The following is a 17,241-nucleotide window of genomic DNA, read 5'->3' as shown; positions in this document are numbered from 1 at the left end:
CTTAGTATTCATTTTCTATATTTTTTATCTGTAAAATAAATGTCTTCGCAAGTTTTAGCAGAGTCTTTGTATCGGCTGCTTCTACCTCATCTTTTGGCTTGTAATTGTTATATCGGCCGTTTTCGTTAAAAGAATTACCTATTCCATAATTGATTTGCCTGATTTTTGTATCCTGGCTAGCAAAAGCTTCCCTCAGTTCTGCGTCATTATTCTGAACAGCATCAAGTCCGGATCTGTTTTCACAGGCAATAAAGGCACTTACCTCATTATTCTTGACCGACAGGCTCAGTTCCAGCTGTCCAAGCTTATCAGAGGGGATGCTTACTGCCAGCTTTCCCGTATCTCCTGTGTTCTTTAAAAGCGTCACATTTACACTGGTTATACCTTCCGCAGTCATAAGAGGTATCTGGTAATTCTCCTTGGAAGCCATCCGGCTTATAAACTGCATGCCGTTGCTGATTCGCTTTAATTCTCCAATATCCTTTGAGGTTAAATTACCCTTATCGTAATAGCCTTTTAACAATTCAAGAACATTGTTTTCCATATCGGTATAGGCTTCCATGACCTTCTGTGAATCCTCAAGACTGCCAATCAGCTTATCCGAAAATTCCTGCAAGAAAGCATCCGTATTCTCTGCTCCTTTTAATTCATCACTGCCCTGAAGCTCCCTGTCCTCTGCCACATTGCCGCTGTTATCGGTACCATCCTCTTTCTCTATGTTCTTTCCTGCAGCCAGCTCCGAAGGATTTTCCCTTCTCTTTAGCAGGTTATTTAATTTATGAAAGACGGTGTTACCCTTTTGTAAAAAGTCACTGGCGGATAATAGATTTGTCAAGGTAACCGGAACCTCTCCCGCTTTCAGCAGATTTTCCGCTTCCTTTCCGCTTCCGACAGCTTCTTTTATTTCCTTTAATTTTTCACTGTAATAGGAATTGTCCGTGTCTTCCTTCTGTTCAGCCACTTTTTCCAAAAGCTGCTCTAAAGGCATATTTTCTATGGTCCCGGGATCCCCTATATTCTTAAGTCCTTCCGGGGAGAGATTTTCCCTTAATTCCCTCAGCAGTTCTTTCCCATAGGCTGCCTTTGTTCCGCTGTTCTTTGTATAAGCGGTATTTATCTGCTCTGTTATGGATTCATTCCTGGTATTGTATTGTGTAAGGGTGCCGAAGTCATCATCGATGTCAGCTTCTATTCCGCCGCTGTTCTTTGTTCTTACCGCCGTTAACAGGTTCTTAAGCGTAAGGTCCTGGTCAGCCTTTATCACCGCACCAAGTGCCGCACCGTCGGATTTTTCCACTGTATTCATAAGTCTGTAAATGCCGATAAAGGATTTCTTCTCTTCCTCACTGATTCCATTATTCTTTTCGAGCTTCCACAGGAACTTGCTAAAACGTTCCTCGCCGCTGATTCCCATTTCTTCCTTCATGGTATTTATCTGGTCATTCAGCTCTTCTATGGGCATATCCACAGGATTGATTCCCTTGCGGATAAATTCCACCGCAACTGAAGGATGGAGACTCTTCATTACATTGTTGACCTGGGCATCATGAAGCTTTACCAGGTCTATATTTTCGGCAGTTACGGGCATATTATTATAGCCCAGGATACGAAGAGCCCTTTTATTCGCTTCTGTAGCTTCCAGGCCCACCTCACTTAAAAGTCCATCGGAATTCGTGAAGGCCTTTGCAATGGAGTCTCCCATATCACTCCTTGGCTTTGTCATAAGGGTCTCATAGCTCTGAGAGGCAGCATTTCTTTTATAATCATTCCCTGTTGTTGCAAGGGTATCTGCTGTTTCCTGCTGCCAGGTATGCAGTGTGCTTCCTAAGAGGGCTGCCGGAGCACTCTTTAATTCCTCCATTCTTTGGAGGCTTGCCTTTACTGCCTCGACATTTTCATTGCTTTCACTGACGTTGCCTTCCTTTAAAAGGCCCCGGTAATACCTGTCTTCCACTTCCTTCAGACCCTCTACTATTTTTTGTAAAGAATCCGTCTCTATGTGAAATCCTCTCTTAGACAGCTCCGCACCTGCTTCAGTGGTCATCTTCAATCGAATTTCTTCAAGTCTTCTTCTCACTGTTACTGTCTTTATATCAAACCCATTATCCGTACCATCAGAACGGGCAGCGTTGCCTGAGGCATCAGCCACAGCATTTGCTCCGGCTTCAACTGCTGCTCTTGCGGAAGAACTGTTTGCAGAAGCACTGGCTGCTGGTCCGGCTGCTTTGCCGGCGGTACTGCCCTCTTCCAGCTGCTTTTGCTCTTTATACAAATCTCTAATGGATAGTTCTTCTATTTCCTTATCGTTACGCTTCAAAACAGCCGTCTCTATGGCCGCATCGCTGATATTATCAATATTTTTTATTGCCTGCTCCGTCTGTCCCTGTGCTAAAAAGCTAAGGGAAGGAGACTTTGTATCCCCCTGGGCAAGAGAGGCAGTTATCTTATCCGTAATATCCTCTTTTGTCAGGTCCGATTTCATCCTGTTTAAATCCCAGCTTGCCCAAAGATTGTTTTCCGTGATTCCAAGATTATGTCCAAAGAGCCATTTTGCACTGTTTAACGTATCCTCGTTCACAGGAAAGCCCGCATCCTGGATAATCTTTTCTGCCTGGGGTTTAACGCTCTCCCACTGGCTTTCATTCACGGTGTCCGCTTTAGCCTTTGAGGCACTGTAGCTGGCTTTGTATATATTGTCCAGCGTTGGCTCCATTCTGTTTTTAATCAGATAATACTTGGCCTGGTCGGACATTGAAAGTACTGTATCCGCCTTTTCCTCAGCATCGGATATTCTTATCACATTTTCTTTTGTTACCGGTATGTTGGAAGCCTTCAGCCTGTCAATAAGCTCCTTGTTCTGGGAATAATTAAGGGCCATACTCTGCTCTGCTTCTGTCTCTTCCACAAGCTTTGTTTTCTGGTCTGACACGCTCTCTCTTTCCATATCTCTCTGGGTCTTTATTCTTGCCAGCATTCTATCCAGACGTTCCAACTCAAATTTCTCAAAGGACATGCCTTCCTCTTCCAGCTTCCTGTAATCGTCTTCTGTCATCTGCTCTGGGGATTTTGCAGAATCCTTATCCGAGGCCTGTGTTTCCTTTTTATATACGGTATCCTCTTTCGATACCTCTTTTCCCATATCCTCGACGTTGTTCTGAAGGGTTTTATCATCCCCTTCGGTATAAACAGCTCCGGCAGAGGCAGTTTTCGAAACGGCAGAAGAACTCCCCTGTCCTTTTGTTGTTTTCTTTGCTTCTTTTGTCCCTTCCGTTTTCTTATCCTGAAGCTGTGTAAAAGAATCCGGGCCTGTTACCGCCTTGGAAGTATTTTGGTCTGAAATTGTATTGATGCTCATTTCTTCCTCCTGTTTTGCAGCTTCTGTTGCTGTAAAACTTTATCTGTAACGCTGGTTTGCCACATTTTTCATTTTATTATATTTCGGACAGGATGGGACTTTTCTTAAGGGATTCCTTTAAAAGATAAAAAATCAGACTGGAAGCACCTGGATAATATATATGAGAACTGCATGAAACATGGGGTTTTACAGGGTGTTAAATATTGATTCGGGTGTCAGAATACCATACATATAAAATATATACCTGGGGTATAAAATTACATAGATTGAGCTTAGATTAACTTAAATAAAAATAAAGTAAGACCAAATGAACCTGTATCTTTGACTTCCAATACACGTATCCATTCAGCCTTACTTTATTATAGCCTTTGCCCTCTCACGTTCCCCAACGCGCTTCCAACCTCTAGTACAATACCTTCTCGTATTGACTTAGCTAAGTATAACTCTTTTTGTGCGTTTTGTCAATATATTGTTTATTATATTAGTTCTGTTGGCTATTTTCACAACAAATGCATTACAGGCTAAAAAATGTTACCATTAATTTATCCAGATATGCCTGATCTTTTGTACCCATTAATTCTCTGGAGGAATGCATTGCCAGTAAGGGAATTCCAATATCCACCGTCTTCACAGGAAGCCAGGAGGATATAATAGGTCCTAAGGTTCCGCCCCCGGGCATATCCGAGCGGTTGACGAACTTCTGGTATTTAACCTTTCCTGCCTCGCACAGCTGCTGTACTATGGCAATGGCCTCCGTATCAAAGGTATATCTTTGATTGCTGTCTATTTTAAATACAATGCCTTCATTTAGAGCCGTATAATTAGTTGGGTCATATTTCTCCGGATGATTGGGATGTACTCCATGAGCTACGTCTACCGAAAGCAGGAAGCTGTCCGTAATCTGTGAATACAGGCTGTCTTCCGAAAGCTTCAGCCCTCTCATGATCTTTTCCAGTAAAAGGTTCAGGAGGGCAGAATCCGCACCCTGCTTTGTCTTGCTTCCGATTTCCTCATTGTCGTAAAGAGCAATCAGGTTGATGCCCTCTTTTCTCTTTCCTTCCGTAATTCCCTTTAATAAGGACCATACAGAAGTAAGGTTATCTAGCCTTGGGCAGGATACGAAATCCTCCTTCAGACCGACAAAGCCGCCCTCTTCGCAGTTATAGATATACATGTCATAATCAAGGATTCTGTCCTTCTCCACTCCCAATTCCTTTGCAAGAAAGCTTAAAAAGAACTTTTCGTCGGAAATATCCTCCTCTAACATAGAAAACAGGGGAAGTGTATCAACCTGCCTGTTTAACTCAACTCCCTTATTCACTTCTTTATTTATATGGATTGCAAGGTTTGGTATGATGAGGATGGGCTTTTTCATATCTATAATCCTCATTTCCGGGTGGAAGGGGTCATCACTTCTTAAGGCGACCCTGCCGGCCAGGGAGAGGGGACGGTCCATCCAGGTATTTAAGATAGGGCCTCCGTATACCTCTGTGTTTAATTTTCTATAGGCACCGCTTTTTATATCCGCATTGGGCTTCACACGAAATCCCGGATGATCCGTATGTGCTGCCGCTATACGAAAATTCTGTCCTTCCTTCCAGTTGTTTCCTATTGTAAAAGAAAAGAGGGAGGTTCCGTAAGGCTTTATGTAATAGCCCTTTCCCTTTTCCAGCTTCCAGTTATTCTTTAAATCAAGCTCCTCAAAGCCCTCCTTCTTCAGATACTTTATTCCTTCCTCTACAACATGATAGGGTGAAGTAGCTTCCTTTATAAAGGACAGAAGCTCTTTCGCACTTTCTTTCGCTTTCATTTATATTCCTCCTGGTAAAATTATCTTTAACTATAGCCTTTCCATTATTATAGACCACTTAAGATTAAGAAACAAGGCAGATTTACTCTTGACCTATCTACGCCGCTGTTTTATCCTTAAGGTAATAAAAAACAGAAAAAATACCCGAAAGAGGAGGCCGCTATGGACACCCTTTTGTTTCAGCAAGCCATTGACACGGTCATCAACCGTCCCAGAATAGAAAGCGGAATCGGCACCCTTGGTGAAAAGACCATACATGCGGTACTAAAAAATTACCTGGCACCGGATCAGCTGAACCATGAAATCAAGTTTAAAAAATATTATGCAGATATCGTAACACCGGAAAGAATTATAGAAATCCAGACACAGAACTTTGACAGGCTTAGAAATAAGCTTCCCCTGTTCTTAGAGGAACGCCCCGTTACCATTGCTTATCCCATTGCCCATACCAAATGGCTCCTATGGGTGGATAAGGAATCCGGAGAAATCAGCCCGAAAAGGAAATCCCCGAAGACCGGAAGAGCTTCTCAAATCCTTCCTGAGTTATATAAAATCAAAGATTACCTGTCCGACCCCAGGCTGACCATTCATATATTATTTATAGACCTGGAAGAATATAAATTCTTAAACGGCTGGAGTAAGGATAAGAAAAAAGGTGCGGAAAAAGCAGACCGCATACCCATAAGCCTTCACAGAGAATTATTTCTTAAAAAGCCCTCTGATTATGGGCTGCTGCTGCCGGACGGCTTAAATACTTCCTTCGTTGCTAAAGAATTTGCAAAAGCCACCGGTCTTGGCGGCATTGCACTCCATTCTGCCCTTAAGGTGCTGCTTCAAATGGATGTCATTGAACAGACAGGAAAGAAGGGACGTGCCTTTCTTTATACAAGAAAATTTTGAATGATATTTTCATGAAAATGAAAGGATTTAATAATGTCATATATATTTTCTTGTGATTATGAACCAAAACAAGCGAAAATATATATGAAAGAAAATCAGTTAAAACGAAAACTCTTTCTTTCTGCTGCTCTTAAGGGTTTGGATTATTTGGGAATGATTGAAAATAACCAAATTCATTTTTGTATATTAGATAAACGATAGACATAAGCGTCTATTTACTATCGTAGTAGTTATTTATATGATTAATGTATTATTATTTTCATTCCGGATTGAATATATTAAGTTGTAGTAACACAAGTAGCAAATTTCTATTTATCACAATTATATTAATAGTTGTTGTTTATAAATTATAGAAATATTTATAAAATGTTAATCATACATATTTCTATTTTTATAAAGTTTATAAGAAAGGAAAAGTGTGATTGTTGGACTTTGAATAATCATACGATAAAATATGAAAAAAACTAAATCAATTATTTTATTAGTCTCAATATTAATAATTACTTTTACAATAGGATGGTATTCTAAGGCTCAGCATCATGAAACGATTCAAAAACATTATAATGGCAGAGAACTTAGTATTGGAGTTATTGGTAACACACCGGAAATATGGGAAAAGCAGATAAAGTTTACTGAAATGCAAGTATCTGATTTGGAAAAAGTCAATTTAACTAGCAAATTCGATGCCATCTTTATTGTGAAAGATAGCATGATAGAAGGTATAGAAGCCCAATATACTAACTATATGACAAAGTATAAGATACCGTTCTTTTTTTGTTCCATTAAAGAGGGCGATAATTCTCAAACTTATATTGGTCTTATTACTACAGATAGTATGAACAGAACAGTGACTTATAATTTACAGCCAAATAAAAATAATAAAACAAATATTAAGAACATGTACTCACAGATTTTTAAAACAATAGCGGACAACAATTTTTTTCCTGGAGCATAGGCACTTAGAATTCATACATTTTGTAAGCGTTTCTAAGCGGTTGCCTCTGCTTTTGTTATAATAACAATCCTAAAAAGAGGTGCCCTCTATATCAGATAAGCACCTCTATTTGATGACTATTCTTGTTTTGCCTTGTATTCCGCAAGCAGCAGATCCACCATCCGTCCGTAGCTCTTTACCCCATCGGACTGATTATTGGCCTTTAAATAATTATCATTAACAGCATTGGATGCAGTACTTATTACCGTATCCTCAAATTGTACCCAGTAATAATACTCCTCCCTTAAATCCGCCTTCATTTCCGTTGTATAGGTGTCCTTCACCTTCTCATAGTACTCCGGAGATTGGCTGTAGAGCTGATTGCCAGCATAGGTAAGGGCCAGCATAAGTCCGCTGTACTGAAGGACCGGATTATCGGAATTGCTGCATACGAGATAGGAAATAAAATTCGCCTCATCCTCCCTCATAAAACCTCTTAAGTGGGCCATTTCATGACCCATGGTAGCCGGAATACTGTAATCCGGCACATCGGTATTTACATTTGCCTCCATGGTAAAGGGCCAGAATATTCCCGTAATCTCCATGGCTGACATAATCTTCGAAGAGTCCACGGCTTTCACAGATTTGTAATCTCCCTCTAGTTCAGGGTATTCCTTTCCCAGCTTTTCATAGGCAGCAGCCTCTGCGTTAACAAGGTCCTTCCAGTTGCTTTTATCGATATTTGCACTGCCGTCCCTGGTGAAATCTCCACCGTCTTTCTCAATAAGGGTTCTGGCCTTAGCCGCCCTTTCAGAAAGATTAAGGGTCAGGTTATATAAATCCTCCACCGATGAGGCTTCGATATCATAGCCGCTTATCTGTGCAAAGGAGTATCTGTGATAATTAATACCGCCCATAAATACGTAAAGAAAAAATAAAACACTTGCAATACCTGCAATGTCTATCAGAAAAAGTGTCATTATATAGCTGACTGTCCTTCCGCCTTTTTTCCTTTTTACAATCTGATATATTAAAAATCCGATACCCAGGATAACAATGAGAGGTATCAGCTTAATTCCTGCTTCCATCAAGGAAAAGGGAACTTTATCTGAGAGGAAGCTTACCGCATGAGAAATCCCTTTATATATCTTTCTTGCAAATAGTAACTCGGCAAAATCCGTGTTGACCTTTGCAAGCCATAAAAAGAAATAGGCAATGGGTGCCAGGAGCAGCAGATATACCCTTTTTTTGCTGAAAGCCTTGTACCACTTTGCATTTACCTGCTGTACGTCATTCTTAAGCAATATACATCCCCCCTACTTCCTTTAATCGTGCTTTTTACTTAATTTTACTCCATCTACGGACATATTGATAATGTCAATTAATTCCTCTTCGGATATTTTTACATACCTTGCCAATTCATGAATGTTGCCCTCTCTGCCAAGTTCTTCCTTGAGATTCTCCGAAGCTTTCCTGATATAGCTTATCTTATCTATGATTTCCTGTTCAAAGCTGCTGCTTTCGCCGTTTTCATAGATTATCTGCTCCATGGAATTTCTTACATAGCCTTCGATAAATTCTGTTTCATTCTCTAAAACCGTATCGGTATAAAGAGTCTCCACAGCACACAAAAGTCCAATATTTCCCTCCTGTATCAAATCCTCCAGGGTAACCCCCCTATTCTGGTAAAGCTTTGCAATCTCTATGACCTTCGGAAGGTGTACCTCAATAAAGCGCTCCTTCACACTGTCCTTTTTCTCTCTGACAGCCTGAAACAGTAAGGTAAGCTCCGCTTCATCCGCCTCCTTTACCGCCTCCAGATCCTTTAAATACATCTTAAGATACTGTGAATCCACGTTCTGAGCCGAATTTTTCTCCCTTAGCTGCTCTTTCCTTTCTTCCTCCTGCAGTGCTACATCATCTGCAGGTTGCAGCTCTTCCTCTGCTGCTGGCTCCTGGCTTTGATCCTCTTCCTCTTTTTCCCGCGGCGCTTCTTTATATTCCTCAAAAACCTTTGTTTTTACATATCCCTTTACCGTAATGTGAGCTGCTGCCAAATAGGCAAAGATATGCTCATACTGCTCTTCTGACAGGCCCATATCACCAAAAAGCTCTTTGATCTCGTTCATTCCAAGCTCATTTCCCTGTACTCTTGCAACCTCTAATACATCCTTTAACATTTCCTGAAATTTATCTTTTCCTTCCATAATGGACCTCTTTTCCTGAGACTTCCCCCAATAAATACGGCCAGCCTGGTTCTTGCTTTAAATATCTGTCATTTGCCGCCTGTTTATCTGGGTTTTCTATAAGATTACTACTATTTGAATTTTATATTATATTACAAGCCATTGCAATAGGCAGCTATATTTTGGGCAGGGAGAAGGCAGAAAGGAATCTTATGAAGGAAAATTTTAGGATATCCAAAGATACCATAACTGCGTTTTAAATTAAATATTAATATTCTTGCTTTCTTTCTGCATCTCCGATAAACTATACCTTATAAAATACTAGCAGCATATAAACTTTTTGTTTAGGATAAAGGATGAATTGCCCGATGGAATTAAAAGTGTGTAAAAATTGCAGAAGATTGTTTCAATATATTTACGGCCCTGAAATATGCCCCGACTGCGTCAAGGCTCTGTCCAAAGAAAAACCCGAAGAAGCAGAACAGGACCTTACCAATGCAGTTGTTACCAGGGATATAAATAACGAGAAGGAATTGTTCGAAAGGGTGAAAGAATATATTATAGCCCATCCCAAAGCGACCATCTCCGATATTTCCGGCGCTATGGATGTAACTCCAAAGCAGCTGTTTGAATGGATTCGGGAAGAAAGGCTGGAATTCTCGGAAGACTCCAAGGATGCATGGTTCGAATGCGAAAAATGCGGGACAAAAATCAAAAGCGGCAGATTATGCAGCCGCTGCAAAGGCTTACGGTAGGCTGGAAAGCATCCTTTAATCACAGCTTGCCTATGCTCCGCCAATACGTTATACTGTTTATAAATAATGATATAGGAAGGAGATTTACAATGAATGACAAATTTGACGTAGAAACCGAAGAAGTAACTGCCGAAACAGAGACCGCCCCTACAGAGGCTGTTCCTTCCATGAAGGAATTTGAGGACCAGATAAGCAAATCCCTTCATAAGATAGAAGAAGGCACTCTGGTCAAAGGCACTGTTATCGGGATATCGGATACTGAGGTTACCGTCGACTTAGGATACTATGCAGAGGGCATCATTCCTTTAGAGGAACTCAGCAATGACCCCAGATTTTCCATCAAAGGGGATGTGACAGTTGGTGAAGAGATTTCCGGCGTTGTTATCAGAGAGGATGACGGAAAAGGAAATATTCTCTTATCCAAAAAGGAAGCCGATGACATTCTTTCCTGGGAAACCTTAAAGGAATACCGGAATAACAAAAATATATTAAAGGTTAAGATTGCCCAGGCCGTAAATGGCGGTGTAACCACTTTCCTCCTTGGAATCCGTGCCTTTATACCTGCCTCCCAGTTATCCTTAACTTATGTAGAGGATTTGAATACCTGGGTGAACAAGGAAGTGGATGTTCAGGTCATTACCGTAGAAGAAGATAAGAAAAAGCTGGTCCTCTCCGCCAAGGAAGTTGAAAAAGACCTTGCAGCCAAGGATAAGCTCAGTAAGATATCCCACCTGCCCATCGGCCAGGTAACAAAGGGAACTGTTGAAAAATTAGCTCCTTATGGCGCTTTCGTAAATTTAGGAAATGGATTATCAGGTCTTGTTCACATCTCCCAGATAGCGAACAAGCGTATTAAAACTCCCGGTGAGGTTCTAAAGGAAGGACAGGAAGTAGCCGTTAAGATTATTGATGTCAAAGACGGTAAAATCAGTCTCAGTATCAAAGCGGTGGAAGAAAAAGCGGATGTTTCAGAAAGTATAGAAGAAGCTCCCTTTGAGTACAGTTCAGGAGAAGAAGCATCAACCGGACTGGCAGGCCTCCTTTCAAAAATCAAGCTGTCATAAAAATTGCAAAATTTTGCGTTTTAGTAATAAAAACCACCTTTCGAGTAAGAATAGGTAAGAAATGCTATCCTTATTCGAAAGGTGGTTTTTGTCTGGTTTTATTTATCTAAAGCTATAGATTATTGAAAATATGCTTACTTATCAACATGAAATATTTTCTGGCCAACGTACACATGTCCATATTCTTCAAAGTTAAATTCTCTATATTCATCCGAATTTGTTACACACACTGCAGTCGCAGCTTTATATCCGGCTTTTTCAATCTGTTTTATATTAAACTCCATGAGAAGCTCGCCGGCCTTAACATGAGCACCGTTCTGCGTTCGCTTTATAAACCCTTTTCCTTTTAATTCAACGGTATCAACGCCTACATGAATTATTATTTCCAGTCCGTCATTACTGATAAGACTAATAGCATGTAATGTATCAAAAATATTATAAACAATCCCATCAAAGGGAGCCCTTACTTCCCCAACTGCTGGTAAAATTCCAACCCCTTTTCCTAAAATACCTTGGGCAAATACATCATCAGGAAAATCCGCAAGTTCAATCATAACACCTTCCATAGGTGCATATACGCAAAATTTTTCTGTATCAATTTTCATATCTTTATCATTGCTATTTTTTTGCAGATTCTTAAATAAATTCATATATAACACTTCCTCAGCAATTAATATTTTCTATCTCAGATCATCTCCGTTGGTGGCAATACATTTCTTATACCAATGAAAGGAATCTTTCTTATAGCGTTGATTCGACCCATGTCCGGCATCATCACGGTCCACATAAATAACCCCATACCGCTTGCTCATTTCCAAGGTTCCACAGGATACGATGTCTATTATTCCCCACATTGTATAGCCAAACAAATCCACTCCGTCTGCAATGGCTTCTTCCATTTGGCGGACATGTTCACGCAGATACTCTATCCGGTAGTCATCATGCACCCCTTTATCTGCTTCTAAGATATCCTTTGCGCCAATCCCATTCTCTGCGATCATAACCGGTAATTGGTATCTATCATACATTTGATTTAAGGAAATCCGTAATCCTATAGGATCTATCTGCCATCCCCAGTCACTGGATTTCAAATATGGGTTCTTCTTACCGGAAAGAAGATTTCCGCTGGTAATCTCATAATTTGGATCATTGGAAGAAAGCATTGACATATAGTAACTGTATGCCAGAAAATCTACTGTATTTTCTGATATCAATTCTATATCACCACTTTCTTTCTCGATATCCACACCAAGTTCTTCAAACATTCGTTCCGTGTAAGAAGGATATTTTCCCCTGGCCATAACATCCGTATAAAAGTAGTTTTTATAATTTTCATCCAAAATACTCTGCATTACATCATCCGGTTTACAAGTTGCCGGATAAGAAGTAAACCGTGCAATCATTCCTCCTACCTTAGAACCAGGCAGTATCTTATGTGCTGCCTTAACAGCTAAGGCATTCGCTACGAACTGATGATGTGTACATTGGAAAATCGCATGATTATACTCTGCTTCCTGGTCTTTGATTAAGCAGCAGCCATTCCACGGATTAAATCTGGAACAATTTATCTCATTGAACGGAAGCCAGTAGTCCACCAGATCACCAAGTTCTTCAAAGAGTGTTATGCAGTATCTCTCGTAATATTTTACCGTCTCTCTGCTCTTCCAGCCACCGTATTCCGTAACTAAATGCACCGGTATGTTGTAATGAAGAATCGTTGCAAATACTTTGATGCCCAAACGATGACATTCTGTAAATAACGCCTTATAAAATTGTATTCCTTGCTCATTTGGTTTTGGGTCATCTCCATTGGGATAAATTCTTGCCCAGTTAATGGAAGTGCGAAAAAGCTTCATTCCCATCTCGTGGAAGAGTTTTAAATCCTCCTTCCAGGTATAATAAAAATCTATTCCTCTGCGAAATGGATACATTTCCGTATTCTCCGCCTGCATTGCATTTGTAAAGCGTTGGGCAGTCATGTTTATATTCCGGTTCTCCTGCCGCATTTCATTTTCCCATGCCGCATCAAAATAACGCAAGTCCTGTGTATCCAGGCCTTTATTACCGTCCTGCCATGCACCATCTGCCTGTGAGGCGGCAATAGCGCCGCCCCATAAAAAATCTTTTGGAAATCTACTCATAAACTATGCTCCTATTTCTTTTTGTATTTTGCTGTCTCTTTTAATCAGAATGTAGGTTACAAGAAAGGAAATAGTAAAAGATACAACAACACCAGCGATTGCCATAATAAAGTTCATATTATTTTTAGGATCAATAAAAATTGCTATTGTGGTAAGCCCGGTCGGACCAAAGGTAATACGCTTTACCCCGGCAATACCACAGACAATACCACCTGCCAGTCCGCCGCAAAGTGCTCCCATAAACGGTTTCTTCAGTTTCAGGTTTACCCCATACATGGCAGGTTCCGATACTCCAAGTAATGCCGTTAGGCTGCAGGAGCCTGCCATTGCTTTAAAATCGGTATTTTTCGCCTGTAACATGACTGCAAATGCAGCGGCACCCTGTGCGATGTTTGCAGCCAGAAATCCGGCTCCAAGCATATCATAACCACTGGCTGCTATGGCTGACATAACCAATGGAATTGTTACTACATAGTGCATACCTAACATAATGACAATCGGCGCCGCCACACCAAAAATAATCGGCAAGGTCCATGGTGCCTGTGTCTGAATTACATTCAGCACATATTGAAGACCATTTCCTACTATCGTTCCTAATGGCCCAACAACACAGAAGGCAATTGGAACCATAATTAATAAGGTAATAAGTGGCTTTAAGAAAAAGCGAACAGCTTTCGGCGTAATTTTATCGGCAAAACGCTCTATATAAGATGCGACCCATATGACCAGGATTACTGGTATTACGGTTGATGTATATTTTGCAAGGGTCACAGGTACTAACCCAAACAGTCTGACCGGATCTCCCTTCTCAATCATTGTCATATAGGCTGGATGAATCATCATAAGCCCAAGCATCATACCCATCATCGGGTTCATCTTAAACTTTTTGGCTGCAGAATATGCCAGCATAATCGGTAAGAAATAGAATGGTGTATCACCCACAAAGGATAAGATCTGGTATGTTTGTCCCTTGCTGTTCATAATTCCAATTAAGGTCAAAATGATTAACAAGGTTTTAACCATTGCTCCTCCGACAATTGCCGGCAGTATAGGTGTAAATATCCCGGAGATAGTATCCAAAATCTGAGAAAATTTACTTTTTGCAATATCATCCTTTTCTACGATATCTAATTCTTTTGCTGTAATATCGCTTCCAAGCATTGATACAAGTTCTTCATACACATGAGACACATCCGTTCCAATAATCACTTGATGCTGGCCCCCGCTGACAACACTTCCCATTACTCCTTTTATTCTCTTTAATGCATCTTCTTGATACAATTTCTCATCTTTCAGGTTAAATCTTAATCTTGTTGCACAATGAGTAAAACTTTTAACATTATCGGCCCCACCGACATTATTTAGAATTTCAATTGCTACTTTTTTGTAGTCCATATAATCTCCTCCCTGTCGTTACAAAACTTAACTGATTTTTCTTGATTTTTACTCTGTGCGAGCTGCCAAACCCAATGCTGATATTGTGCTCAAAAACAATATCGCTTCTTTCATTTAAAGCCTCCTGCTTATTTACTTCGATAGTAAAAAATAACATATTTCCATATCATAGCCCTTGTAAGGATAGCTACTCCTGTGCTACAATCAAGTCAAATATTTAACTTATGCTTACAGTATATTTCATTTAGAATTGTTTTCAATATTATTAATCCATCTATTAAATATCAAAAAGTAAGATTTTATAGCATACCGCAGACAGGTCTGTAATAGGTAATGTACACAAGAATTTTGTGCCGCCCTATGCGGTGGAATGAGAGGAAAATATGACAGCTGAAGAACTTGACAGCTTTCTAAGGGAACCCAGCGAACGTGAAAAGTTCTATCGTGCAAATCCAGGCGCACTCAGTCCTTCCTATCGTTTTATGGAACGTAAATTTATAAATGGGCGGGAAGTCCTTTGTTTCCAATTACCAGAGTTAAAAGCAAATGACATCCTGATTCGAAAGGACTCCCGGTATGTTCCGGTTCCATATTACATCCATACAAATGTGAACATGAATTATATTTACTCCGGCAGCTGCTCCTATGAGATTGACGACAAATCCATCACCTTAGAGGCAGGCGATGTCTGTATCTTCGATCGTGACGTCATCCGCCACAAGCTTAAAACCGGAGAAGATGATATTATAATCAATATCAGTATGAGTAATGAATTTTTTTCAGACAGTTTTTTTAATCATTTAAAAGCACAAAGTATCATGGCCAGTTTCCTGCTCTCTGTCGTGTCCAATAACGATAGTCATGACCAGTACCTGATTTTTCGAACCAACCATTCCGATCAGATTCGTGAGCTGTTTTCAAAACTTTTGCTTGAATATTTTGATATCAGGTTATATCGTAAGGAAATTATGAAAAGCTATCTTGTGATTATCATAATTGAACTTTTACGATTGTATTCCGTAAATAATGGAGAACATCTTATCCAGATTTCATCCAATGTTTCAGATAATCTACTGGATATCATGCATTATATTGAAATGCATTATGCAGACTGTACCCTTAGTGAAGTGGCGGAAAAGTTCAGCTATCATCCCAAATATCTGTCCACATTAATTCACGAACGCACTCGCAAAACTTTTAAAGAAATTCAGACACGCCAACGCATGATAGTTGCATGTTCCATGCTGGAAAATACGAGCCATTCCATTCAGCATATTGCTTCTGAAGTAGGAATGAGCAATCTGAATCAATTTTATAAATGCTTTCAGGAGCAATATCAGATGCTTCCGAAGGAATACCGAAAATTACATTCCTGACAATCCATGTTTTACTTTATAATCATAGGATTATCCTTTTGCATCCTCTGATATAGCAGAAGTGTAAGGCCTGACCCAGAACAAGTGATAGTTATGTTAAAGAAAGCCTTTATAAAAATAGCGTATAAAAAAAGGGCGTATTACAGTAAATTGCTTTTTGGCTGTAATACGTCCTTTTCATTATGCTATTTCTAGTTATCTACATCTTATCCATTTCTTCATTCATCACATTGTGCTTAAAGAACCGGAAGAATTTGCTCTTTTCCTTTGATTCTTCCACCTTTTCCAAGGCTTCCTCCAGGGAATCGGGCTGCTTGCTTACGGTTTCCTCAAAAAGCTCTTCATACATTTCCTGCCGGTCACTTTGACTGCCCTTATCCTCCGGTCCGTATTTTTCCTCCTGCCCTTCCTCTTCCTTTATGATATCCTCCTCCACTACCGTACCATAGGACTCTCGTATCATATTTTGAAAGGTTTCCGATACCACTTCCCTGTAATGATCCATTTCACTGTCAGGATTGAACAATTTTATTTCTTCATTCAGTGAAAGCATCTTATGGTCAAGAAATGATACAATTTCCGCACATTCCTTTAATTCCTTCCGGATACGTTCCGGTGCATTTCCCTCGAACTTGTAATAAATCTTATGCTCCAGGCTTGCCCAAAAATCCATGGCAATAGTCCTTATCTGTATCTCGACCTTGACATTGATCATGGTCTCTGAGAGAAATATGGGTACCGATATAATCATGTGGTAGCTGGTATATCCATTTGGCTTCGGACAGGTAATATAGTCTTTCACCTTCAGGACATTTACATCACTTTGTGCTGCAATCAAATCTGCTATGCGGTATATGTCCGAAGTAAAGGAACAAATAATACGTATCCCTGCAACGTCATTTATATATTTTACAATGTTTTCGACCGTTAATTCCCTGTTATTGTGCCGTAACTTTTTAGCGATACTCTGAGGAGTCTTTATTCGGGAAGTAATATGTTCTATTGGGTTATACTGATGATTTAATTTAAATTCATTGTTTAATATTTCCAGTTTTGTATTAACTTCCTTTAAAGCAGAGTCATACATCAGTATGACTTTCTTCCATTCATCTTCTTCGCTATAAAAAATAGGTAAATCCATTTTGTCCTCCTTGAACAAGGAGAGTCCCTGTTTCAATATTATTGGAAAGTACTTATATCTCTGTTTCACCAATCAAACCAATTATAACACAGAATTATGAACAATCTTTGAATATGGTAAAAGTTAATAAAAACTTTATCTTTTTTAAATGTTTTTATAACAAACTGAATGATAAAAATCATTA

The 17,241-nt window shown here is 39.8% G+C and carries 12 protein-coding genes and 1 pseudogene; 5 read left to right on the top strand and 8 right to left on the bottom strand.

Translation table 11 applies throughout. The features are described 5' to 3' along the window. Position 1: 1 nt before the first annotated feature. Together BUB77_RS20345 and BUB77_RS20340 are read right to left on the bottom strand one after the other, a co-directional pair. Positions 2-3,355: a DUF6240 domain-containing protein gene (locus BUB77_RS20345; protein WP_073278683.1), complete on the bottom strand. Its 3,354-nt coding sequence runs from the start codon at positions 3,353-3,355 to the stop codon at positions 2-4. Between the two features lie 514 nt (positions 3,356-3,869). After that, positions 3,870-5,165: a M18 family aminopeptidase gene (locus tag BUB77_RS20340; protein ID WP_073278682.1), complete on the bottom strand. Its 1,296-nt coding sequence runs from the start codon at positions 5,163-5,165 to the stop codon at positions 3,870-3,872. Positions 5,166-5,327: 162 nt separating this feature from the next. Between BUB77_RS20340 and BUB77_RS20335 the strand changes: the two genes are divergently transcribed. Both BUB77_RS20335 and BUB77_RS20330 read left to right on the top strand, forming a co-directional pair. Further along, on the top strand, positions 5,328-6,065 hold the full coding sequence (locus BUB77_RS20335) for a DUF8091 domain-containing protein (protein ID WP_073278681.1): 738 nt from the start codon (positions 5,328-5,330) through the stop codon (positions 6,063-6,065). Between the two features lie 454 nt (positions 6,066-6,519). After that, positions 6,520-7,020, top strand: a complete 501-nt coding sequence (locus BUB77_RS20330) for a hypothetical protein (RefSeq protein ID WP_073278680.1) — start codon at positions 6,520-6,522, stop codon at positions 7,018-7,020. A gap of 116 nt (positions 7,021-7,136) precedes the next feature. Here the strand turns inward: BUB77_RS20330 and BUB77_RS20325 are convergent, their stop codons facing one another. Both BUB77_RS20325 and BUB77_RS20320 read right to left on the bottom strand, forming a co-directional pair. Then, complete coding sequence (locus BUB77_RS20325; RefSeq protein ID WP_073278679.1) at positions 7,137-8,303, bottom strand: DUF3810 domain-containing protein; 1,167 nt, start codon at positions 8,301-8,303, stop codon at positions 7,137-7,139. A gap of 21 nt (positions 8,304-8,324) precedes the next feature. Continuing rightward, positions 8,325-9,206: a sigma factor gene (locus tag BUB77_RS20320; protein WP_073278678.1), complete on the bottom strand. Its 882-nt coding sequence runs from the start codon at positions 9,204-9,206 to the stop codon at positions 8,325-8,327. A 347-nt stretch (positions 9,207-9,553) separates the two neighbouring features. On the opposite strand from BUB77_RS20320, the gene BUB77_RS20315 reads away from it, so the two are divergent. Next, on the top strand, positions 9,554-9,940 hold the full coding sequence (locus BUB77_RS20315; protein WP_073278677.1) for a hypothetical protein: 387 nt from the start codon (positions 9,554-9,556) through the stop codon (positions 9,938-9,940). An 89-nt stretch (positions 9,941-10,029) separates the two neighbouring features. After that, positions 10,030-11,004, top strand: a complete 975-nt coding sequence (locus tag BUB77_RS20310) for a S1 RNA-binding domain-containing protein (RefSeq protein WP_084124514.1) — start codon at positions 10,030-10,032, stop codon at positions 11,002-11,004. 134 nt (positions 11,005-11,138) lie between these two features. Here BUB77_RS20310 and BUB77_RS20305 read toward each other — a convergent pair whose 3' ends face one another. Genes BUB77_RS20305 through BUB77_RS20295 form a run of 3 tightly spaced genes read right to left on the bottom strand, consistent with a single transcriptional unit; the run spans position 11,139 to position 14,540 of the window. Next, entirely contained in the window at positions 11,139-11,654 is a 516-nt protein-coding gene (locus BUB77_RS20305; protein WP_073278676.1) for a PTS sugar transporter subunit IIA, read from the bottom strand. A gap of 30 nt (positions 11,655-11,684) precedes the next feature. Then, entirely contained in the window at positions 11,685-13,145 is a 1,461-nt protein-coding gene (locus BUB77_RS20300) for a family 1 glycosylhydrolase (RefSeq protein ID WP_073278675.1), read from the bottom strand. Between the two features lie 3 nt (positions 13,146-13,148). Then, positions 13,149-14,540: a PTS transporter subunit EIIC gene (locus tag BUB77_RS20295; protein WP_073278674.1), complete on the bottom strand. Its 1,392-nt coding sequence runs from the start codon at positions 14,538-14,540 to the stop codon at positions 13,149-13,151. A 383-nt stretch (positions 14,541-14,923) separates the two neighbouring features. Here BUB77_RS20295 and BUB77_RS20285 point away from each other — a divergent pair, with 383 nt between their 5' ends. Further along, the gene (locus tag BUB77_RS20285) at positions 14,924-15,916 is read left to right on the top strand and encodes an AraC family transcriptional regulator (RefSeq protein WP_073278672.1); all 993 of its coding nucleotides are present in this window, start codon (positions 14,924-14,926) and stop codon (positions 15,914-15,916) included. 499 nt (positions 15,917-16,415) lie between these two features. Here BUB77_RS20285 and BUB77_RS20280 read toward each other — a convergent pair. After that, positions 16,416-17,057: pseudogene (locus BUB77_RS20280) on the bottom strand (GTP pyrophosphokinase); the annotation flags it as partial. Between the last annotated feature and the right edge of the window lie 184 nt (positions 17,058-17,241).

This window comes from Anaerocolumna jejuensis DSM 15929 (assembly GCF_900142215.1).
GTDB lineage: Bacteria > Bacillota > Clostridia > Lachnospirales > Lachnospiraceae > Anaerocolumna > Anaerocolumna jejuensis.
Note: the sequence above shows the minus strand (reverse complement) of the source record. Positions and strands in the feature narration are given on the sequence as shown.

What these genes read in the sequence shown, in the direction of transcription:
- BUB77_RS20345 (WP_073278683.1), bottom strand. Translation starts at nt 3,355, where the DNA reads ATGAGCATCAATACAATTTCAGACCAAAATACTTCCAAGGCGGTAACA.
- BUB77_RS20340 (WP_073278682.1), bottom strand. Translation starts at nt 5,165, where the DNA reads ATGAAAGCGAAAGAAAGTGCGAAAGAGCTTCTGTCCTTTATAAAGGAA.
- BUB77_RS20335 (WP_073278681.1), top strand. Translation starts at nt 5,328, where the DNA reads ATGGACACCCTTTTGTTTCAGCAAGCCATTGACACGGTCATCAACCGT.
- BUB77_RS20330 (WP_073278680.1), top strand. Translation starts at nt 6,520, where the DNA reads ATGAAAAAAACTAAATCAATTATTTTATTAGTCTCAATATTAATAATT.
- BUB77_RS20320 (WP_073278678.1), bottom strand. Translation starts at nt 9,206, where the DNA reads ATGGAAGGAAAAGATAAATTTCAGGAAATGTTAAAGGATGTATTAGAG.
- BUB77_RS20315 (WP_073278677.1), top strand. Translation starts at nt 9,554, where the DNA reads ATGGAATTAAAAGTGTGTAAAAATTGCAGAAGATTGTTTCAATATATT.
- BUB77_RS20310 (WP_084124514.1), top strand. Translation starts at nt 10,030, where the DNA reads ATGAATGACAAATTTGACGTAGAAACCGAAGAAGTAACTGCCGAAACA.
- BUB77_RS20305 (WP_073278676.1), bottom strand. Translation starts at nt 11,654, where the DNA reads ATGAATTTATTTAAGAATCTGCAAAAAAATAGCAATGATAAAGATATG.
- BUB77_RS20300 (WP_073278675.1), bottom strand. Translation starts at nt 13,145, where the DNA reads ATGAGTAGATTTCCAAAAGATTTTTTATGGGGCGGCGCTATTGCCGCC.
- BUB77_RS20295 (WP_073278674.1), bottom strand. Translation starts at nt 14,540, where the DNA reads ATGGACTACAAAAAAGTAGCAATTGAAATTCTAAATAATGTCGGTGGG.
- BUB77_RS20285 (WP_073278672.1), top strand. Translation starts at nt 14,924, where the DNA reads ATGACAGCTGAAGAACTTGACAGCTTTCTAAGGGAACCCAGCGAACGT.